This window comes from Sphingobacterium paludis, assembly GCF_004364125.1.
Lineage (GTDB): Bacteria > Bacteroidota > Bacteroidia > Sphingobacteriales > Sphingobacteriaceae > Sphingobacterium > Sphingobacterium paludis.
In genome coordinates this window covers 22,603-44,715 of record NZ_SNZV01000006.1, presented here as the reverse complement: position 1 = coordinate 44,715, position 22,113 = coordinate 22,603, and the positions used below count along the sequence as shown (strand labels likewise).

The 22,113-nt window shown below is 45.1% G+C and carries 17 protein-coding genes and 1 pseudogene; 8 read left to right on the top strand and 10 right to left on the bottom strand.

All coding sequences use genetic code 11. The annotated features are described in order from the left end of the window. Positions 1–14: 14 nt before the first annotated feature. From B0I21_RS20580 to B0I21_RS12540, 3 genes and pseudogenes are all read right to left on the bottom strand, one after another. Positions 15–215: pseudogene (locus B0I21_RS20580) on the bottom strand (TlpA family protein disulfide reductase); the annotation flags it as partial. Positions 216–221: 6 nt separating this feature from the next. Beyond that, the gene (locus B0I21_RS12545; protein ID WP_133640831.1) at positions 222–398 is read right to left on the bottom strand and encodes a TlpA family protein disulfide reductase; all 177 of its coding nucleotides are present in this window, start codon (positions 396–398) and stop codon (positions 222–224) included. A 358-nt stretch (positions 399–756) separates the two neighbouring features. Then, the gene (locus B0I21_RS12540) at positions 757–2,277 is read right to left on the bottom strand and encodes an NAD(P)H-hydrate dehydratase (protein ID WP_166637848.1); all 1,521 of its coding nucleotides are present in this window, start codon (positions 2,275–2,277) and stop codon (positions 757–759) included. A 504-nt stretch (positions 2,278–2,781) separates the two neighbouring features. Between B0I21_RS12540 and B0I21_RS12535 the strand changes: the two genes are divergently transcribed. The 6 genes from B0I21_RS12535 to B0I21_RS12510 all read left to right on the top strand — a co-directional run bounded on the left by B0I21_RS12535 (position 2,782) and on the right by B0I21_RS12510 (position 12,345). Further along, positions 2,782–3,366 carry an RNA polymerase sigma factor gene (locus tag B0I21_RS12535; RefSeq protein ID WP_133640829.1) on the top strand — a complete coding sequence of 195 codons (585 nt, stop codon included), beginning with the start codon at positions 2,782–2,784 and terminating at the stop codon, positions 3,364–3,366. A 62-nt stretch (positions 3,367–3,428) separates the two neighbouring features. Next, the gene (locus B0I21_RS12530; protein ID WP_133640828.1) at positions 3,429–4,601 is read left to right on the top strand and encodes a FecR family protein; all 1,173 of its coding nucleotides are present in this window, start codon (positions 3,429–3,431) and stop codon (positions 4,599–4,601) included. Positions 4,602–4,765: 164 nt separating this feature from the next. Further along, a complete protein-coding gene (locus B0I21_RS12525) occupies positions 4,766–8,305 on the top strand; it encodes a TonB-dependent receptor (protein WP_133640827.1) in 3,540 nt (1,179 codons plus the stop codon). An 18-nt stretch (positions 8,306–8,323) separates the two neighbouring features. Then, positions 8,324–10,252 carry a RagB/SusD family nutrient uptake outer membrane protein gene (locus B0I21_RS12520; protein WP_208292337.1) on the top strand — a complete coding sequence of 643 codons (1,929 nt, stop codon included), beginning with the start codon at positions 8,324–8,326 and terminating at the stop codon, positions 10,250–10,252. Between the two features lie 93 nt (positions 10,253–10,345). Next, the gene (locus tag B0I21_RS12515; RefSeq protein WP_243836105.1) at positions 10,346–11,659 is read left to right on the top strand and encodes an alpha-L-fucosidase; all 1,314 of its coding nucleotides are present in this window, start codon (positions 10,346–10,348) and stop codon (positions 11,657–11,659) included. Between the two features lie 155 nt (positions 11,660–11,814). Further along, positions 11,815–12,345, top strand: coding sequence for an STM3941 family protein (locus B0I21_RS12510; protein WP_133640826.1), 531 nt, complete (start codon positions 11,815–11,817; stop codon positions 12,343–12,345). A gap of 476 nt (positions 12,346–12,821) precedes the next feature. Here the strand turns inward: B0I21_RS12510 and B0I21_RS12505 are convergent, their stop codons facing one another. Then, positions 12,822–13,820: a beta-ketoacyl-ACP synthase III gene (locus B0I21_RS12505; RefSeq protein ID WP_133640825.1), complete on the bottom strand. Its 999-nt coding sequence runs from the start codon at positions 13,818–13,820 to the stop codon at positions 12,822–12,824. Between the two features lie 227 nt (positions 13,821–14,047). Beyond that, positions 14,048–15,103 carry an endonuclease/exonuclease/phosphatase family protein gene (locus B0I21_RS12500; RefSeq protein ID WP_133640824.1) on the bottom strand — a complete coding sequence of 352 codons (1,056 nt, stop codon included), beginning with the start codon at positions 15,101–15,103 and terminating at the stop codon, positions 14,048–14,050. Between the two features lie 249 nt (positions 15,104–15,352). On the opposite strand from B0I21_RS12500, the gene B0I21_RS12495 reads away from it, so the two are divergent. Then, positions 15,353–15,571, top strand: a complete 219-nt coding sequence (locus B0I21_RS12495; RefSeq protein ID WP_133640823.1) for a hypothetical protein — start codon at positions 15,353–15,355, stop codon at positions 15,569–15,571. 119 nt (positions 15,572–15,690) lie between these two features. Here the strand turns inward: B0I21_RS12495 and B0I21_RS12490 are convergent, their stop codons facing one another. After that, positions 15,691–16,347 carry a peptidylprolyl isomerase gene (locus tag B0I21_RS12490; protein ID WP_133640822.1) on the bottom strand — a complete coding sequence of 219 codons (657 nt, stop codon included), beginning with the start codon at positions 16,345–16,347 and terminating at the stop codon, positions 15,691–15,693. A 195-nt stretch (positions 16,348–16,542) separates the two neighbouring features. Here B0I21_RS12490 and mgrA point away from each other — a divergent pair, with 195 nt between their 5' ends. Further along, the gene (gene mgrA / locus B0I21_RS12485; RefSeq protein WP_133640821.1) at positions 16,543–17,571 is read left to right on the top strand and encodes an L-glyceraldehyde 3-phosphate reductase; all 1,029 of its coding nucleotides are present in this window, start codon (positions 16,543–16,545) and stop codon (positions 17,569–17,571) included. 68 nt (positions 17,572–17,639) lie between these two features. Here the strand turns inward: mgrA and B0I21_RS12480 are convergent, their stop codons facing one another. From B0I21_RS12480 to B0I21_RS12465, 4 genes are all read right to left on the bottom strand, one after another. Further along, entirely contained in the window at positions 17,640–19,376 is a 1,737-nt protein-coding gene (locus tag B0I21_RS12480; RefSeq protein ID WP_133640820.1) for a thiamine pyrophosphate-dependent enzyme, read from the bottom strand. Between the two features lie 234 nt (positions 19,377–19,610). Further along, entirely contained in the window at positions 19,611–20,420 is an 810-nt protein-coding gene (gene metQ, locus B0I21_RS12475; RefSeq protein WP_133640819.1) for a methionine ABC transporter substrate-binding lipoprotein MetQ, read from the bottom strand. 41 nt (positions 20,421–20,461) lie between these two features. Further along, positions 20,462–21,118 (bottom strand): methionine ABC transporter permease MetI, encoded by a 657-nt coding sequence (metI, locus tag B0I21_RS12470; RefSeq protein WP_133640818.1) that lies wholly within the window; start codon positions 21,116–21,118, stop codon positions 20,462–20,464. Positions 21,119–21,130: 12 nt separating this feature from the next. Continuing rightward, positions 21,131–21,877 carry a methionine ABC transporter ATP-binding protein gene (locus B0I21_RS12465; protein ID WP_133640817.1) on the bottom strand — a complete coding sequence of 249 codons (747 nt, stop codon included), beginning with the start codon at positions 21,875–21,877 and terminating at the stop codon, positions 21,131–21,133. Between the last annotated feature and the right edge of the window lie 236 nt (positions 21,878–22,113).

The following is a 22,113-nucleotide window of genomic DNA, read 5'->3' as shown; positions in this document are numbered from 1 at the left end:
GGCGGGTCTATTAAAACTTTATGTGGTAGCGTTATCACCTTGTAGCGATCAGACATAGGTCCTTTGTTGCCTTGAAGATCACTGCTATTTAACCACGGAATTGCATTATTGATTATACTCCTTTTCCATAAATGATCTCTGGTATCGAATGATACACCCACGAACTCTACTTCCTTTTTATCGAACGAGTTATACATCTTTTTAAGCTCCGGAATCTCTTTCTAACATGGCACACACCAGCTCACCCAAAAATCAAGCAGGATATACTTTCCGCTAAAGTCTTCAAGTGCAATCCGACTTCCCGTTGTATCAAAGCTTACAAAGGGATAAGCCTGATCTCTTTCTTGAAGCGCATTAGCCTCGTGATCCATATCGTTATGTGTGAAGAGATTTAACATAACATGATTTTTTGTTTTACAAATGTTACTGCGTCAATATTTTGCGTATTGGTTATTGCTATTATGGACATCCACTAAATAATGTGTAAAATTATAAAATTAATTTTAAGACGTCTATAGTCTTCCTTTTATAATTCATTTCTTTCAAGATATAATCCAATGTTTAAGTGTCTAACGTTGTTTCAGGTAATTTATTAAATAAATTTTTATAAAACTTAATTTTTTCATAAAAATAGTCAACCATAAAAGCAAGATGTTTTGTAGCAATATATACAAAGTGATGAGCATGCTACATTCGCCATAACGTCTACCAAAAGGGTAAGGCTAGGAAGGCTACATCCTCCCAAATCTTCCCGATCTAGGGAAATAGGTGCCTCCACGCGTCCGAAAGGTTCTCGATAATATCCGTGGCCGTTATGCTTTTTGGATGGATCTTTTTTGCGGCACAGTCACCTGCCAATCCATGTAGAAAAACGCCCAGAACAGCTGCTTCCCCCGGTGTATAATCCTGAGCCAGCAGCGAGCCAATAATGCCAGATAAGACGTCGCCGGCACCGCCTGTTGCCATGCCCGGGTTTCCGGTCGAATTGAAATGCAGTTGGCCATCCGGAAAAATGATGACGCTGTTCGCTCCTTTAATCACCAAAATCTGTTGGTATTTTGCACTCCAGTCGGCTGCTTTCTCCAGTTTGTCGAAATCATCTTTCCACCCACCGATCAGCCGTTGCAATTCTCCTGGATGCGGTGTAAGGATCGTATAGGGTGGGAGCAAAGCCAACCATTCCTTGTGCAGGGAGAGGATATTGAGTGCATCCGCATCCAGCAACAGTTTTGGCGGGTGCTCGAGCTCTTGGAGATCTGTCAGCAACTGCTGTAGGGCGTGCTGGCTTTCCTGCGCGGTGCCCATACCCATTCCAACAGCAATTGATTTGGTCTGCAAAATATCCGGTATAAAGGTGCTGATGGCGCGCTCCGCAGCATCCGTTTTGACCAAAGCTTCGGGCACGGTAGACTGTATAATTTCATAACCACATTGCGGCACATAGCTGCTGACCAAGCCACATCCGGTTTTCAGTGCAGCTCGCGAAGCCAGTACCACAGCGCCAATGCTACCGTAGCTTCCACCGGCCAGCACCCCATGTCCGAATGTACCTTTATGCGAAAACTTATGGAGTGGTTTCACGATCTCTTTGGCATCCGCCAAGGTTGTATAAAACGTATTTGTTTGGCTATGCGATAAGGCGTCTTGATCCAGCCCAATGTCTAACACTACGAAATCCCCTGTTATCGATCCGTATGCGGGCAGGAGCAATGGAAGTTTTACAAAGGCTAAGGTATAGGTGCGATCAGCTTTGACGACGATTGCATCTTCTGGCGTATGCTCGTCGGCAAGTAAACCAGAGGGGATGTCGATCGCAAAAACGCGGTTAGGTGCTTCATTGATTTGGCGGATAAGCGGCTCCCAGCTAAGATCCAGCAAGCGGGATAAGCCATAACCAAAAAGCGCGTCTAGTACGATGCTCTTCTCCGAAAAATGAAGCGTACTCTCTTTGGTTATCGAAACGATTTCGACGCCGCTTTTACGAAGTCGTTCTTGGTTGATAAAATTGTCTTTACTATAGCTGTGCTGTTCCAATAGATAGACAGTTACATCATGCCCAGCCTCGTGGAGCAGACGACCCAATACCAATCCGTCGCCCCCATTATTGCCGAAACCACATAAGATCTCCGCTTTACATTGGCATTCCCCAAGGACATTTTGCAGTTCGCTAAACAGTAATCGCCCTGCGCGTTCCATCAACGCAGCGTCCGGTAATTGCTGTTGGATTTCGGTTGTTTGTTCCAATTGGCGAATGTCGGTTGCAGATAAGATTTTCATGGCAAGCTTTTTTTCTAATGTACGCATTATCCGTATGCATTGAACCGGATTGTCTGCTTAAAGTTTTCAAAAATTGGGAGTATCACTTTCCGCTATGTCGTGCCTACTCCTAACGTTCAAATCATATATCCTTTGCAAGGTCCTAAAAGCTGCATCGTGCAGCCAATACCTCTATTCATATTCGCGTATGCGGATATTTCTCTTTCGCTGAAAAGCCTGCTGTTCTTTAACAAGGTAGTTTGAGCTGCATCTTGATTTGTGCACTACTTTTTTTTAAACAAATTATTGTCTCAATGTTTTTTATATCGTTATTTTCGTTTATTTATAATACTTATATGTATGTATATAAATTAAAGAATATGCAAACGTTTGATATTTGGAAATATTTTGTTGTTTATATCATTTTTATTACTATTGCGTGTTTTTAGGCTTCTACCTTTCCGATAGAAAAACGCGGCCATTTAAAATCGAGCTTTTTCGGAGGCTCGTTTACATGTCAAACTTATGAAAGATATACATCAGCTGTCGGATATAGCGCTGTTGTCTTTAATGGGCAATGGCGATGCCGAGGCATTTTATCATCTTTTTCTTCGCTACAACAAATCGCTATATACTACTGCTTACATGAAATTGAATGATGAGGAAGAGGCAAAAGATGTTGTGCAGGATGTTTTTGCCAATTTATGGCATAAACGGGAAGCGATCGCCATTCGAAACGGTCAGTTGGCACCATACCTCTACGCAGCTATTCGCTATCGCGTCCTGGATATTATTGCTAAGAAAAAAAACGCCTCCGATCACATCCGCAGCCTCCATGTTTTTCTACAGCATTGCGAGGATCATACGGATCATGCTGTGCGGGAAAATATGTTGCTGACCATTATTAAGCAACAGATTTCCTTGCTTCCTAACCGCATGCAGCAGATCTTTTTGTTGAGCCGATACGACCATCTTTCGCATAAGGAGATTGCACAAAGGTTGGATATTGCAGAAAGCACCGTGACTGATCAAGTAAAAAAGGCGATGAAAATACTTCGATCCAAACTACGGCATTTATTTCTTCTCTTATTTTTTATCCGTTTTTTTTAAATTTCTTATCCCCCTTGTTAACCTTTCGCACGTCATGACTATATACTGACTAATTGATAAGCGTGAAAAAGCAAGACGCATTGAAACTTCTAAAAAGATATCGCCGCGGGCTATGTTCGGAGGAAGAGCGGTATCTGGTCGAGCGTTGGTACGAACAACTTCATGAGGAATCACCCTTTTCGTTAACGGAAGAAGAACTTTCCAGGATAGAAGCGGAGATGTGGACAGCGTTAAACAAAGAAAAACCAAAACGTTTAGGAAGATTACCGGCATACATACAAGCTGCTGCTGCACTGCTTTTGCTAGGGCTATCTTTTGCTGTGTATCGGTATATGTATCCGGTCGAACCACCAGTGATCACCCAAGTTGATAGCTTGGAAATACATGATATAACGGCCGCGCAAGATCGGGCCGTGCTTACCTTGTCCTCTGGTGAACAAGTACTTTTGGATAGCTGTCCACATGGTCTTGTAGCAAAAGATGATGGCATCCGCGTTTTGAAAGACCCGGACGGGCATCTTTTCTTCCAGGCTGTCGAAACGCGAAACAGCAATCAGGCCGGTGGTTTCCACGAAATCAGAACGCCAAAGGGCGGTCACTATACGATCAGACTGGCAGATGGTACTGATGTATGGTTAGGCCCTGCGTCCTCGCTAAAATACCCTACGCGTTTTGCTGCCGAGGAACGTCGTGTGAGCGTAGAAGGAGAGGCGTATTTTGAAGTAACCCAGCAAATAAAACATGTTTATCCGAGCGATGAGCCCAAGCGCGTTCCGTTTTTTGTCGAGACGCCACGACAGCTTGTGCAGGTTCTGGGGACTCATTTTAATGTCAATGACTACATCAATGATCCTATCTCTCGGGTAACCTTACTTGAGGGTCGTGTTAAAGTACGTTCCGGTTCGAGCAAAGCTAGGTCGTTATTACCAGGCGAGCAGAGCGCCGTTACTAGGAAAGACCAGGAGTTGACTGTGCAGCATGTGGATCTAGCGGAGTTCGCGGCAAGGAAGGCAGGTTACTTTTATTTTAACAACAGCGATCTGCAGGAAGTTGTAACACAGTTGGAGCGCTGGTATGCTATTGATGCGATCGATAAGCATAGGTTACCGGGCAATCGCTACAGTGGCAAGCTCCCACGAAACGCAAATCTCTCGAAAATATTGGAGGTGCTCGAAATCACGAGCGGATTAAAATTTAAAATGGAAAGCGAAAGGAGGTTAATGCTGGTAAGATAATCGACTAACGAAAGCAAACAAAAAAAATCAGCAATAACGCTAACATTGCTGATCATTAGCGTGGCGCCCGTAGCGGTCTTTCCCATAACCTCTAAACTGGGTCTGCCAAAGCCTATATCATAATTTGAAACTAACTTCATAACATTACCTAATCACACAAATCTATGAATAGTAAATCCCATACATACCGAATTGGGGATTTTCAGGCCGGAGATGCTACGGTTGGTATCCACGTATTTAACAGGTTTCTTCCGTTTTCGAAAGCGGCCGTCCTTTTGGTTGTCGTTTTTAGCCAATGGATCAACTGTGCCTTTGCCCAGAAAATCACGGTATCATTTGACAATGCCCCTCTTAAGGCAGTTATTGCCGAGCTTGGCGATAAAAGCGGGTATACTTTCCTATACGATCAGCAGTATCTGAAGACCGCCAATCCAGTTACACTCGCTGTAAAAGATCAGCCGATTTTGACAATACTGGAACAGGTATTCGCAAATCAGCCCTTTGTTTTTCAAGTGCTGGATAAGATGATTACGATAAAGGCCAAGTCGCCGGGGCGACAGCAAAACCCAGCGGAGGCTCCGCAGCGTAAATCGGTAAGCGGCAAAGTAACCGATAGCATCGGTGAGCCCCTAGCCAGCGTCACGGTTCGCGTAGAAGGCAAAAATAAGGGAACCGTTACCGATCGTGGCGGCAGGTTTGCGCTTGATGATGTGGAAGACGGAAGCATCCTAATCATCTCCATTATAGGTAGTGTCTCTCGAAAGGTCGCCATTAGCCGACAGGAAATGCACATCGTCTTGCAACGTGATTTCAGCACGCTGGATGAGGTCGTTGTGGTGGGCTTTGGTACGCAGAAGAAGGTGAATTTAACTGGCGCGGTATCGTCGGTATCGTCGGATGTTTTGGAGAATAGGCCGGTCACAAATATCAGTCAGGCCTTGCAGGGCGTAGTGCCTAATCTTAATGTCACGGTGGGAAGTGGCCAACCAAATGCTTTTGCAAACTACAACATTCGGGGGGCGACCTCAATGTCACTACACAACGATAATAATAATCCACGATGGCTGGTGGATAATGGCAGCCCACTTATCTTGGTGGATAATATCGAGATGGAAAACTTCAACTTTAGCGCTTTGAATCCTAACGATATCGATAATATATCGGTGATCAAGGATGCGTCGGCCTCGGCCATATATGGTGCACGCGCTGCCTACGGCGTTATTTTAGTGACCACAAAGAAAGGTAAGGCCGGGCAATCCACCGTGGCTTATGCTGGCGATATCCAATGGAACCGTCCATCGTCACGGCCAAATTTTATGGATGCCTATACGGCAGAATATGCGCATATCATGTCGCGCGTTTATACTGGAGGAACCATGACGACGGAAGACGAGCAGCGCTTGGAAGGTATTCGAAGATTCCAGGCCAACCCTATCCCCGAAAACGCCTGGATGTATGTGCCTGGCACGAATGAACAATCCATTACCTGGGTAGGCGATTATAATCCCTATGATTTGATTGTTAAAGATTGGGCACCCATTCAGAAACATAATGTAAGCTTGTCTGGAGGGACGGAAGCCTTACGCTATTATGGCTCCTTTGGCTACCAAGATCAAGATGGTTTTTACAATTACCGGAACGATAATATGAAGCGTTACAACGGTATGTTAAACGTAGATGCTAAAGTAAATACGTGGTTCAACATTGCTTTCAAACTGAACTATAATGCTACAAATTACCATGAACCGTTACCTTACGCGTGGAAAGGAAGTGTCTGGCCGGTGTTGCTTTATCAACGGCTCTGGAATGTCAATCAACCGGTATGGACGGGGCCGACAGACCCCATTCCCAATGCGCCGACAAACAGCATCGTATCGGCTTATGCAAATAGCGGAAGATATGCAGATACCAAGCGAAGTGTCGCGATTTTTACCGCGAGTCCTGAATTTATCATCACGAAAGACATCAAGCTTAAAGCTGATATCTCCTACAGACCATCCACCTACGATTATAAAAATGTAGAGCCGGAGTATCGTTATATTTTTGAATCTTGGCAAGCAGAAACCATCGGAACCTTCACCAATACAGGAAGTATATGGGATACTAAGGAGAGCGTTCGTTTGTTAACCAATAATATTTATCTCGATTTCAACAAACGAATTGATAGGCACCAAATCGCCGGTATCGTGGGGTTTAACCAAGAAGTATGGAACCTGGAACAATTGCAAGCTTACAATCAGGGAATCATTTCCCTTGGGGCGCCGACCTTAGGAAATACCTATGGCGATAACCGCTCGATTGACGAACGAGATGAGCACTGGGCCGTGCGCGGTGGTTTTTTGAGGCTTAATTACAACTATGCTGATAAATACATCGTGGAGATGAATGGCCGTTACGATGGCTCCTCAAGATTTCCCAGTGCCAATCGTTTCAAGTTTTTCCCTTCGTTTTCCGGTGGCTGGCGTATATCGGAAGAGCCATTTTTTAAAGGCAACATCCGGAATTGGATAGACAATTTAAAAATAAGAGCAAGTTATGGTGCAATAGGTAACCAAAATGTGGCCAATTATGGCTTTTATCCTACCATGGTAGCGGAGCGTGCGAACTACCTTATCGATGGCGCGAGGCCTTACAAAATTTCCCCACCGGGTTTGGTGAACCCAAACTTTACCTGGGAAACGGCCACGACTATAAACGGCGGCTTAGATCTCACGCTTTTAAAAGGTCGCGTTGATCTATCGCTTGATGTTTACCAACGAAAAACCACCGACATCATTATGGCGGGTGCTACCTATCCCGCCGTTCTAGGGGCAGATCCGCCAACACAAAATTCCGGAGCACTCCAAACCAATGGCTGGGAGCTTTCACTGGGATATAAAGATAGAACCCAGACTGGATTTAATTACGATTTTCGGTTTGTGCTTTCCGACTACACCTCCAAAGTGCTGGAATTTAGGGGAAATGATAACAATAGCCTGTCGAGCTTGTACAGCGGCATGCAGGTCGGCGAGATTTGGGGGTATGAAACCGACCGGATTTTGCAGGCCGAAGACATACAGAATAATCTTATTACCAGGTATACGGGCGAAAATAATATAAATCTGCATCGACCACACGAATATAGCGGGGCTTATTTTCCAGGAGACATAATGTACAAAGATCGAAATGGAGACGGTAGGGTAGACAGGGGATCAAATACCCTGGATGATCATGGTGATCTCATGGTGATCGGCAATTCCACGCCGCGGTTAAGTTTCGGGCTGACCAGCAACTTCTCTTATAAAGGTTTTGATCTAAGCCTGTTTTTTCAGGGAATTGGAAAACGCGATGTTTGGATCGGGGATATGACTTGGCGCGGGGATATCGATGGTTCGGGAAACTGGGATGTATATAACCAATCCTGGACGCCGGAGCGAACAAATGCGAAGTACCCCATGTACAACGGACGACGCAGTCAAAACTGGCTTCCACAAACGGCTTACCTATTTGACGGTAGGTATCTCCGGTTGAAGCAAGCTATATTGGGCTACACGGTGCCATTCGATAAGACCAGCGCTATCGGTATACAGCGACTGCGGTTTACGGTATCAGGGTTTAATATTTTTGAGATAACCAAATTGCCGAGAGTTTATGACCCAGACTTGCTGGACGCAAATTACCCACAAATGCGAAGTTTAGCACTCGGCGTACAGGTTAGGTTTTAACAATCAATTTATAAGGATATGAAAATCAATATATATATAAAGCAAAGTTTGGTCATATTCACCGCGCTAACCCTATTTTTGGGCTGCAATGATGACTTTATGGAGAGAGCGCCTTTGGATCGGCTAGTGAACGAAAACTTTTGGAATTCTCAGTCGGATTTAGAACTGTATGTGAACGGCCTGTATCAAGTGTACATTTGGGGACATACACAGGATCCCCGGAGGCCGCCATTCTCTGTACGTGGAAGCCATATCGCTTATGGCGATGTTATTTCGGACAATGCGACCAATATGGGGCAGAATATAGACGTCAGATTGACGGATGCTTACGTAGTTCCGTTAAACGATGACAATAATGGATGGAGTTGGGGTAACCTTAGGCAAATAAACCATTTTCTAGCCAACTACCGACGGGCAGCTATTCCCGAAGAAACAAAACAAGCCTATGCCGGCGAGGTTTACTTTTTCAAAGCGTGGGATTATTTTAGAAGAGTACAGATCTTTGGCGACGTTCCGTGGATCGCGGCTGATCTGGCTGTGGATTCGCCCGAACTATATGCTGCCCGAGATCCGAGGGCACTTGTGATGGATTCTGTGCTGATGTGTATTAATCGAGCCATTGCTTGGTTGCCGGCTGCTGGGGGTGCAAACCCGGTAGGGCGCATCGATCAAGATAAAGCTCAATTTCTAAAATCGAGAATATGTCTTTATGAAGGCACCTACAGAAAATACCACACGGAAATCGGGCTGCAGTCCTCAGCAGCTCAATGGCTGCAGGAATCAGTGGCCGCCAGTGATGCACTCATCAGCAGTGGGCGCTATGCTCTGTATGATAACGGTAGGGCCGATGCCTACTGGGCGCTTTTTGCACAGCGGGATGCCGCGATTCGAACAAACCCAGAAGCGGTTTTAGGCGTTGAATACAATTTCAATATTGGCGTTATGAATGATCTTCTTGTGTATTACCACGATAATATTCACTTGGGTATCACGGGGCAGAAAAGCTTGGTGGATGAGTATCTGTGCGTCGATGGTCGACCGATCTACATCGGGGGAGGCCCAGGTAGTTACGTAGACAATCCGCTATTTCTAGGGTTTGGCAAATGGACTGAACTCGAAAACCGGGATCCGCGTTTGACGCAAACTATTTGCCGACCTGGTGAATATATCAGTATTTTCAATCGAAGTACGGGCGTATATGATGCTCAGGCAAATGGTATTAACTTTCCTCGGTTGCAGTTTACAGGTTTAGAACAGTCTGGTTACCGCTTTATCAAGCACTGGATGCCCGATAAAGACTTAATGGACCGCGCTCATGGCTCTTCACAATCGGTTATCGAGTTTCGGTATGCCGAAGCCTTACTTAATTATGTGGAGGCTAAATATGAATTGGGAAATCTTGTGCAGCAAGATGTCGATATCACGATTAACCGATTGCGTGAGCGGGCCGGTTTTGATTTTACAACGTATCCATCCTCGCGGTTGCTGATTGGCAATGAGCCCGTAGACCCCCGACTCGACGCGATATATGCAGATAAGTTGGATTATGCGGTGACGCCCCTATTGCGTGAAATCAGAAGAGAACGCCGCGTGGAAATGGCGCAAGAAGATTTAAGGTACTGGGATTTAATGCGCTGGAAAGCGGCTAGGTTGCTTACTGTACCCATGCGTGGGGTAAGAATGACCGCGGAAATGCAGGAGCTTTACAGTGGATCGCATGCCAATGGGCTGATCAATCCTACGACAGGTATCTTAGAGTTTGCCACCATTGCGCTGTTAAATAGAGACGTTTTTGTCGATGAAGATGGTTTTATCATTCTCAAAGCACGAAGTACCAATATGTCAAATGGTATCTTACCCTGGTCTGACTACCGGTATCTATGGCCTATTCCTACGGGACAGTTAGCCCTCAATAATCTTTTGACACAAAACCCTGGTTGGGAGTAAAACTAACATTGAAATCTCCATATGATGAAAATAAAAAAGATAACAAAATTGTGTTCCGGTTTGCTCATGATCTGTATGATCATATCTAGTTTCATGAGTATAAAGGCACAAGGAAGTAATAACAACAGCAATAAGTTAGAATGGTTTGAAGAAGCTCGTTTTGGCATGTTTGTACATTGGGGGCTATATAGTTTGTTGGGTGGATCTTACCAAGGGCGTACCATGCCCGATACCACCTTAGCTAATGGGAATAGTTGGTATGCCGAATGGATTCAGCAGCGGCTGGAAATACCGATGGACGATTATAAAGCGCTTGCACCACGCTTTAATCCAAAAGATTTCAATGCTGACGAATGGATTGGACTTGCCAAACAGGCTGGTATGAAATATTTTGTAATTACCGCAAAGCATCATGATGGCTTTGCCCTTTGGAATTCTGATGTTTCGGACTTTGACATCGGCGCAACGGCGTTAAAAGATCGTGATATTTTGGGTGAGCTAGTGGCAGCATGTAGGAAGCATGGGCTTCGTTATGGATTTTACTATTCACATTGGCAGGATTGGGAACATCCGCAGGGCGCAGTTCCTTTTTGGCATTCTCCAAGGAGAGCAACTGATTTTGAAGTGTATTGGAAGCAGAAATGCCTTCCGCAAGTCAAAGAATTAATTGAACGCTATGACCCAGATTTGCTTTGGTTTGATACATGGGATAATGAAGCCAAGGAACTTATTACAGCAGAAAGAAGAGACGAACTCATCAGCTTGATCAGGTCGCTCAGTAAAAAATGTCTGATTAACGGGCGCATTGCTATGCACGATCCCGGAGATGATATCGATTTTCGGGAAATGATGGACAATGCTTATCCGCAAGATATGCAAAGCAAACCTTGGCAAACACCGGCCACGATGAACCATACGTGGGCTTATCACGGTAACGATTTTAATTGGAAATCGTCCGGAGAAATGTTGCGGTATTTGGTGAGTAACGCCTCGAAGGGCGGCAATTATCTATTAAATATCGGCCCGAAGGCTGACGGGACGCTGCCGTTGCCCGGCGTTAGGCGTCTACAGGAAATGGGTGCCTGGTTGTTAGCGAACGGCGAAGCGATCTACGCCACGGAAGTGGCTAGCAATCTAAGGGGGACACAAGATGTCGTATTTACGCAAAAAAAATTGGAAGGAGATCGGCAGGCAATCTACGCACACATCATGGGAGATGCTGTAGATAATAAACTAACCATAACCTTGGCAAAGAACGTTGACACTTGTCAGTTACTGGACACGGGCGAGATTCTACACTTTTCAAATGCGGGGGGAGACATCGTTATTGAATTGCCTAAGAGAGCTCGTTATGACACGAGTATAAGGGTTATCAAAATAATAACCAGACAACAAGGTATTTACTAAGACCAGAAAAATAGGATTTTGTGCTGTAGCTTAGCGCTTCCGCTGCATGTTGCGACCGCACGAAACGTATAGTTCTTTGACATATTTTCTATGCAGCGATCAGCTTTATTTACCTTGCTATTCCTATATTTGATCGCTGAAACAAATCTTGTATAATGACCGAACAAATTGAGATATTCCGCGACAGCAAGAAGAGTAAAAAGCTATTCATCAGATCGATTGTACTATGCCTCGTCTTAGCAGGTATGGCGGTATATAGCTTTGGAGTTTTTGATCGGGTAATCAAAATAAAATTAGCGGTTGTATCCTGTGCGCTGTTGTTGGTGATGCTTTTTATGCTAGTCGGCGCCTTACGTCAATTGAAAGATAAGTCAGCATTGGTGAAAATCAATGCGAAAGGTATATCCGGAAAAACGACGCCACTATCCAAGGCCTTCGGCGAAATCGAATGGAGTGATGTCGTGGATATGGAGTTGCGGAAAGTAGGTGGCGACACATTGGTAGCCTTTATTATCCAAGAGCATCCCAAGTACGAAAGACGCTTATCTAAATCTTTCCGCAGCATGGCCTACCAAAAAGATAGCAAACACTACGTTATTATGTATACGGCTTCTGAAATCGAAACGGATGCGGAGACACTTTTTGACCAAGCTATACATTATTGGAAGATGTATGCAGCGGGTTGAAATACGTTGTGTAGAGACGGGAGGATGACTACGTCTTTGTAAGGTAGAAAATTGTTTTTTAATGGTTTGTTCATTCTACCATCCCATCCGCCGCATGCCGCGGCAAGGCATTACTTTTGGAGGGCAAAAGTAACAAAACCCCGTCGCTTATTTTTGTTGCATCCCTTTTGGATAGTACAGAGGCAAATCACTGCATACGCAACAAAAATGAGGCGACATATGTTGTTAATGAGGGGAAGTCAAAAGTCAGAAGTCAAAAGTCAAAATTGAAAAGTCAGAAGTCAAAAGTGAGAACAAAAATTTCTAAGTTCTAATATCTAAATACTAATGTCTAAATACTAATATCTAAAGCGCACTACTCAATATACTACTGCCCCAGAAAGATTGCTTCGTCGTGCCTCCTCGCAAAGACGCTCATCTTCGCATTCAGCACTACTCACTACGCTGTACGCATTACTCGATACGCACTACTGATTTTATATCGCCCAACGGAGCAAGCTGGCTCCCCAAGAAAAACCGGCACCAAAGGCGGTAAGCATCAGCAAGTCGCCTTTTTGCAGTTGTTTGAGGTTTTCCCAGATACAAAGAGGAATCGTGGCGGCAATGGTATTGCCTAAGTACTCGATATTGCTCAGTGTTCGGTCGGCAGCGATATTGATTTCTTTTCCGACGGCGTCGATGATTCGTTTGTTCGCCTGATGCGGAATAAGCCAATTTACTTGGTTTATATCGAGGTTGTTGCGTTTCAATACTTGGTTGCAGGCATCACTCATGGACTGTATGGCTTGTTTGAAAACCACCTTGCCATCTTGCCGGATGTATTTTTTCTCGATCGCGATGGTTTCGTTGTTCAATGTATGTAAGGAACCACCCCCTTCAATGTTCAGAAACTCACGGCCGTCGCCATTGCTTTGCATAAAAGCATCGATGATGCCATTTTCCGAAGAAGGCTCTAACCAAACAACACCCGCTCCATCGCCAAAAAGGATATTGGTAGAACGATCTTGTATGTCAACAAAGGCACTGATATTATCTGCGCCCACCACCAATACGTTTTTATAACGTTCTGTTTCGATAAGTGAAGAGCCCATATCCAACGCATACAAAAAGCCGGAGCAAGCGGCATTCATGTCGAAGGCCCAAACATTTTTTAAACCTAACTTTTTGGCTATGATATTTGCCGTTGCCGGCATCATGACGTCGGGAGTGGATGTTGCCACAATGATGGCATCTACGTCATGCAAATTTTTGTCAAACTGTGTACACAGGTCACGGATAGCCATCACGGCCATGTCTGATGTGCCTAGGTCTTTATCTAATATTCGACGTTCTTTGATGCCGGTTCTCTTCATGATCCATTCGTCCGATGTATCACACACCTGCTCTAAATCAAAGTTGGTCCTTCGTTTCTGTGGCACATATCCACCAATACCCGTTATTGCTGCATATGGTCTAGAAAGGTAATTTTGCTGCATGTATTCTTTTGTTCCTCAAATAAACTGTGCAAAGGTACATTTTTTTATTTTCTTTGCGGTGAATGCCTCTTGTTAAAAAATATGAAATTTAATCTGTTCAGGCGGTAAACGTGGTGCTTCGTGCCGCGATGACTTATCTTTCCGGCCGTCGCGTTTGCCTTCCTATTTCGGGCCATCTTTCAGCTCCTGCATGGTTACCTGAAAAGAGGTAACCGTAAACCAAGAGCCTATGTTTCCGCATGTCGTTTTTCGGCGGCCATTTCCCGGTCTTCCACATCGGCCTCCAGCACCGCCTCGCTTTGTTCCTCATCTGCCTGCTTCTCGTACTGCAATTGTGCAAAGATCGGAAAGTGATCAGAGTCAAAATTGTCTTCCTTCCGGATGGTTTTCAGCTTAAAATGCGTTGATATAAACGCATGGTCTAAGGGGAAACGTAGGAAAGGGTAGTGCGCATGGAAGGTGTTAAAAAATCCGCGTCCACGGCGGGGATCCAAAAGGCCGCTAATCTTCAAAAATAGGGTGGTGGTGTAGCTCCAAGCCACATCATTCAGATCGCCCATCACCAAAATCGGTAATTTTGTTTTGCTGGCTTCTTCCGCTATGATCAGTAGCTCCTTATCGCGCTCCGTTGATCGTGGATTTTCATTGGGTACGGGCGGCGTAGGATGGACAGCATATACCTGAACCATTTGCATACTGGGTAATTCTACCCGGCAACGTATGGATGGGATATCCTCCTCTACCAGATACCGTACGGTGACATCATGGATGGGGTATTTCGAAAAAAAGAGCATACCATACGTGTTATTTAAGGGCACCTTGACTTGATGTGGATAAACCTCGTCCAATACCTCGGTGCCTGCTGCCCATTTATCATTTGTTTCTAACAGCAGCACTAAATCTGCGCCACAACGATGAACCACCTGCAAACAACCCGCAATGTTATCGTTGTCTTCATATACATTTGATATCAAAATTGATATGCTATTGTCCGCATCATCATGGATAATTTTTTTTACCTGTTTTTTTGCCAAAATCGTGAAGGGGAAGATCAAATAAAAAAGGTAACAGCAGTTAACGAACATCGCTACAGCCAATACAGAGAACGGCATCTCTACGGGCATTCCCATAGCCATGTAGGCCACAAACCACGTCAAGGTGAGCACTAATTTTTGGATACGGGGGTAGTCAAAGACTCGGAATGTCCAATAGTCGTGACGAATAAGAGGTAAGAGCGTGAAGCATAATATGATGATTCCCGCGAGCATTAATGCATTATTCATGTATGTTTTTAAATACGGTCTACCGAATAACCCCGTAGCAGACGTAAAGTTTGCATGGTATTAAAATTTAATACACATGAGCAAAACTTCGTTACAGGATTTTCCCACCTTGCTGCATAATTTCGCTACGCCTTTGGTTTCATTCTTTTTATTTGCGATATTCCTTTTGCGTTTAATACATCAGTTTTCTAGCTGATGCCCATGGTTGAATCGTACACGCCTTACGGTGTGTACAAAACAGAAATAGTTATGGAAAAATTAATTTTTGAAACGGACGTAGCGTGCACCTCGCTACTGGATAGAATTCATACGGCTGTTAAAAAAGTGAATGGAATCTATACATGGAGTTTAGATCTGGAGTCTGCTTACCGTCTTCTTACGGTGGAGGGAAAGGCCTTAGACTACCGCGAAATTATTAACCAGCTATCGATCCACGGTGTAGGCGCAAATCGATTGTATGAAGAGTAAGCCATCTTTCGTGTAGTGTTCAGGCAACTCCAGATTCGCGTAAAGAACGAATTTGGAGTTGTTATTTTAAGGCTGTACGAACTGATAAATGTTCTTGGTTCAGCCCTTCATTCTGGTTTTCACGGGTATTGTATTTCTTCGATCGTAAAGGAAATCTCCCGAAGTGGGTAATCTTCTTTGTCGGTTTTCACTTTGCTGATTGCTAGCAATACATCCAAGCCCTCATACACTTCGCCAAATACGGTATAGTCGTTATCTAAACGGGGCTGTCCACCTATTTTCAAATAGGTATCTCGCGCTTCTGCACTGTAAGATATGTCTTTCTTTTTCTCCAAGCTGTCTAGATCTTCAGCACGGACAGGCTTGCCGACAACGAAATAGATTTGATTTAGGAACGACGCTTTTTCTGGATTGTCGTCTCGTCCAGCGCCAAAGGCACCTACCTTGTGGAAGGCTCGCTGGTCAAATTCACCCGCGAGGCGACGCTTGCCGAGCGCTGGCTGCGCCGCCTCGCGCTTTGCAATGTCCACATCGTGCTCGCCACCTTGTACCACGAAATTTTCAATGACGCGGTTGAATAGTGCAGCCCGGTAAACATCGTTTTTCATGGCATCTAAAAATAGATCCCGATGTTTTGGTGTGTAATCGTAGAGCAATACTTTAAAAGCACCATAATCAGTTTTAAACAAGATACGATGGGTCTGCGCCTGGATGTTCGAAACACAAAACAGCGTACAGTATAGAAAAGCCAAACAGATTACAGTTACTTTTTTCATAGTGATTAGGGGCTTTGAGTCCCAAACATATCGAAAAAAATGGAAATTTTAGGTCTCCCGTTCTCTTATTTATTTGAATAGGTCCTATCGTATCGTACTATCGCGAAAACGGTAAGCTGTCGTCAACTGTAGCGACACGAATATTGTTAATCAGCGTAAATTTCCCTACTTTGCAGGTAAAAAATAGATATTTTCATGAAGTATATAGTTCATTCAGATCGTTATAAAAAGATGCGGTACAACCGTTGTGGCAACAGTGGTCTCTTGCTACCGGCCATTTCCTTGGGTTTATGGCATAATTTCGGAGACGATGTGCCCCACCAGACGAAGGTGGATATCTGCACAACAGCTTTCGACCTTGGTATCACGCACTTTGATTTGGCAAACAATTACGGTCCGCCTCCGGGTAGCGCAGAGAAAGCTTTTGGACGTATTTTGAAAGAAGAGTTTGCTGGCCTGCGCGACGAGCTGATACTTTCTTCCAAATCGGGATATTTGATGTGGGATGGACCTTATGGCGAGTGGGGGAGCCGGAAAAATATGATTGCTAGCTGCGACCAAACGTTGAAGCGTTTAGGTGTAGACTACCTGGATATTTTTTACTCCCACCGCTTTGATCCGGAGACGCCGCTCGAGGAAACTATGCGCGCTTTGGATCAATTGGTACGCTCCGGTAAAGCGCTTTATGTCGGCGTATCGTCTTACAATGCCGCACGTACCCAAGAAGCATATGCCCTGCTGCGCGAGATGGGAACACCTTTCGTGATCCATCAGCCCAGCTACTCCATGTTGAACCGCTGGGTAGAAACCGACGGACTTCTAGACGTTTTAGCAGATACCGGTATAGGATCTATCGTCTTTTCGCCGCTAGCGCAGGGCATGCTGACCGATAAGTATTTGCATGAAATTCCGCAAGGCAGTCGTGCTAGTCAGGGAAAATCGCTGGCGACAAGCTTTCTTTCTGAGGAGAATTTGATCCGTATTAAGGCACTGAACCAGATAGCGAAAGAGCGTGGGCAAACGCTGGCACAAATGGCTCTAGCATGGGTATTACGCGATAAACGTGTTACGTCTGCGTTGATCGGAGCGAGTAAGCCGCAACAGGTGATCGACTGTGTGGGCGCATTGGACCGTTTGGATTTTTCTGAGCAGGAACTAATGAACATAGATCGCTTTGCGCTGGATAGCGATATTAATATTTGGGCAAAGTCGGCGGAGCTATAATCGGAATTATTTGCGTCTTTCCCCTGCCTCGTTGTCGTAAGGGAAAGACGCGTGTAATATATACAGGTCTAGAAGATCTCTTTTAGATGCTTGTAGTTTGATTTTATGGTGTCAAACACCTCATCCATTCGGCCACCCAATATCATTTTTGTCATGCTTTCCGTCATGCCGAAGACTTGTTCTTTGGTGATGTGTGCGGGCATGGCCAATGCATTTGGATTGGTCATTACATTGAGCAAAAACGGCCCCTCGAAGGATAATGCTTTTCGCAAGCCATCTTCAACATCATCGGGCTCATGGATAGACATGGCATGGATGCCCATGGCTTCTGCCACTTTTGCAAAGTCTGGATTTTCCATGGTTGTTTCATTGTCCACTAGGCCTGCAACCTCCATTTCCAGTTTGACCATCCCGAGCGCCCGGTTGTTGAATACGATGAGTTTGATTGGCAAATTGTATTGCTTGATGGTCGATAGGTCGCCCAACAGCATAGAGAGGCCTCCGTCGCCACAAAATGCGATAACTTGGCGCTCCGGATAGGCCAAAGCGGCCCCAATAGCCATCGGCATGGCGTTGGCCATGCTACCATGGTTAAAGGATCCCAGTAGTACGCGGCTTCCCGTTTGATGGATATAGCGCGCGCCCCACACGCAAGACATGCCGGTGTCTACCGTAAATATGGCATCGTCGTGGGCCAAGGCATTAATCTTATCCGCCAGAAACTCCGGTTGAATGGCGTCTTTCTCCCCATTGCTCTCCACGTATTGATGTAGCCGCTCCTGTACTTTTTGATGAAAAGTGCCAAAGGAATCTAAAAAGGAGCGGTCTTCTTTTTCTTCCAGAAAGGGGAGTAGTGACTTAATGGTTTCTTTCACATCGCCAACAGCGCCAATGGTCAGATCGGCACGCCGACCGAGCCTGCTTTGCGCAAGATCAATCTGAATAATTTTGTTCTCTTTCGGCATAAAAGCATCATACGGCATATCCGTGCCCAGGAGGAGCAGCACGTCAGCCTCCTTCATGGCTTGGTAGCAAGAGGGAATACCGAGCAGGCCCGTCATGCCTACGTCGTAGGGCGCCGGTAGTTGTACGTGCATCTTACCGCGGAAGCTATAGCCTACTGGTGCTTTCAGTTTCTCAGCTAGCTCAGCCAGCTGCTCTTTCGCGCCTGTACAGCCTATTCCGCCATATATGGTTACCGTTTTGGCTTCGTTGAGTAGCTGCGCAATGCACTGCAGCTCGTAGTCCGAGGGTCGGATCACCGGCTGGCATGGATACATGCGCTGCGCGGTATGCGGTTCTACTGCTTTCAGTTCGGACACATCGCCCGGCAGGCCGATTACGCTGACTCCTTTTTGCGCTATCGCGTGCTGTATAGCGGTTTGGAAAATGCGTGGCGCTTGCTCGGCCGTGGTAACCAGTTGGTTGTAGCCACTGCAATCGTCAAATAACTTATACGTATTCGTTTCCTGAAAGTAGTCCGTGCCCATTTGGTTTGTCGGAATGGTTGATGCAATGACCAATAGGGGGAGGTGCGAACGATGTGCTTCGTATACACCATTGATCAAATGTATATGTCCGGGGCCGCAACTGCCGGCACAACAGGCGATGCCATCTAGCTCAGCCTCCGCAGCAGCGGCGTAAGCGCCCACTTCCTCATGGCGCACATGGATCCATTTGATGCGCCCATCTTTCCGAATCGCTTCGTTGAAAAAATTTAAACTATCTCCTGTTACCGCATAAACGCGTTTTATACCAGCCTCTACGAGCATTTCCACCAATTGCTCTGCAACTATTTTAGCCATGTCCTTTGTGTTTTATAGATTAGATATCCTTACCTAATGAAAACAGCAGCAGGAGGTTTTTTGTTTCTTCTTATTATTGTAGGATAGGCAAGCCCTAAGACATTACCCGAAAATCTCGCAAGAGACGTTACAGCACCTTAGTAGGCGTGGATACAGATAGAACGCTTCGTGTAATGTAACAACAAAAAAAGTGGGCTCCGAGGATGCCCACTTTTTAAAGTGTCTGGTGAAATTTTACCAACCCTTTACCGCCCCACCTTTAAAAACTTCTTCCGCTTTTGCCTCGACTTCATTTGATTGATAAGCCTTGGTGAAGTTCTTGATCTTCTCGTCATTTTTGTTGTCTTCTCGACTGACAATGATATTGACGTAAGGCGATTTTTCATTCTCCACAAAAATACCATCGCGTTTGGCCGTCAGGTTGTTGCTAGCTGCAAAATTGTTGTTTATCACAGCGACCGTGACTTTTGCGTCGTCGAGGGTGCGTGGCAGTTGCGGTGCTTCGAGCTCGAGTATGTTGAGTTTTAAACGGTTTTCTGTAATATCTTGCAGTTTCGGTAAAATGCCAACGTCGTCCTTCAATTTGATTAAGCCTACCTCTTGCAACAGCAATAGCGCTCTTCCAAGATTTGTAGGATCATTGGGGATAACAATCGTGTCTTCATTTTTCAGTTCGCTGATGTTTTTTATTTTTTTGGAATAACCAGCCATCGGGTATACAAAAGTATTGCCCACGATAGCGAAATTATAGCCTCTGCTTTCTGTTTGCACATCAAGATAGGGCTTTGTTTGAAACACGTTGACATCGATATCTTTTTGCTGCAAGGCTTCATTCGGCATGACATAGTCGTTAAAAGATAGCAACTCGACGTCGAGATTATACTTCTCCTTGGCTACCTGCTTAGCGGTTTCTGCCAGGGTAAATTCTGGGCCGGCCTGCACGCCAACTTTAAGGGTATCGGAAGAGCCTTGATTTCCGCCGCAGGAAAGCAGTGTGGCAAGGAGACCCATGCATGCGGCTATGTGTGTAAGATTCAATTTCATGTCTATGTTGTTATTTCGTTTATAGCATATTTTTCGCTCGTTTACTTGCGGTGATCGACTTTTTTCGAAAGTCGGTCTCCCAAAAATTGTATACCAAATACAAGGCCAATGAGTAGGATGAGCACCATATTCATGATGAACGCATCGTAGCCCACGTAGCCATATTGATAGCCGATGTGGCCTAAGCCGCCAGCGCCTACGGCGCCGCCCATTGCCGAATACCCCACCAACGTAATGAGGGTGAGTGATGCACTATTAATAAGTGCGGGTAAAGCTTCCGGAATCAATACCTTCCTTACAATTTGCATGGTGGTAGCTCCCATAGATCGTGCGGCCTCTATGATACCATATGGAATTTCTAATAGACAGTTCTCGACCAGGCGAGCAACAAATGGTGCCGCTCCAATACTGAGCGGAACGATAGCCGCGTTCATCCCGATCGATGTGCCAACCAAGGCTCTTGTAAATGGAATCATCCACACGATTAATATGATGAACGGAATAGAGCGAAATATGTTGACAAAGAAAGCCACCGTTCTGTTTACCGAACGGTTGGCAAGCAGTTGCCGATCCCTCGTCAGGAAAAGCAATATTCCCAATGGCAGGCCAAGAAAAAAGCTGAAAAAGCCGGAAGAAAAAGTCATCGCTATTGTCTCCCACGTTCCTTTCATTAATAACCAAAATGTAGCTTCAGACATAAAAGTGATTTGTTAATCGATAAAAGGGGATGGGTTAAGGAGTTCGTTAGTAATGGGTGATTGCGCGTGTTGAAACAGCGCTTCGGTCTCGTTTGTTTCGATAATTTCGCCCTGTGATATGACGGCGACGCGTTGGCAAATAGCACGCACCACTTCCATTTGGTGGGTAATCAAGACAATGGTAATTCCGAGCTCGCGGTTAATGCGTTTTAAAAGCGATAGAATAGACCGAGTGGTCTGCGGATCCAGTGCACTGGTTGCTTCATCACACAGCAATATTTCCGGATCAGAGGCTAGCGCCCGCGCAATAGCTACGCGTTGTTTTTGCCCGCCAGATAGCGAAGCCGGATAGTCCTCACTTTTTTCCGATAGATCAATCAGTGACAAAAGCTCGTTTACCCGTTGCGCTATCTGCGCCTTCGGCATGCCGGTGAGTGTCAATGGGAATGCAATATTTGCGAATACCGTTTGCGAGGATAAGAGGTTGAAATGTTGAAAAATCATTCCAATTTTACGGCGAAAAGGAATAAGCTGTTTGTCCGAATAGCGTGTAATCTCCTCCTCGGAAAGAAAAATGCTGCCGGATGTCGGGCGTTCTAAAAGATTGATCGTTCTGACCAACGTACTTTTTCCAGACCCCGAATAACCGATGATGCCAAAGATCTCTCCTTTGCCAATTTTTAAAGACACATTTTTAAGAGCCTGTATCTCTTTATTTTTTTTGTAAAAAACTTTATTGATCTCTTCCAGTCTGATCATGTATTGTGCTAATGCAATAGTGTATACGCGAACTATTTATTTCATGAGCTTGCTGCGCTCTGTTTTTTATGCGGCCATGCACCAATGGGCAGGTTTAGCATATTCTCCTCGTTGTCGGCCGTTGGCAACCACGCATATGGTGTCGTGGTCAACAACGAAAATTCAGCGGTAAAACCTTGGCAAAGATACTATTTTTTGCGTTTTAAAATTAGTCTATTTGATAAGTAGTAATTCAG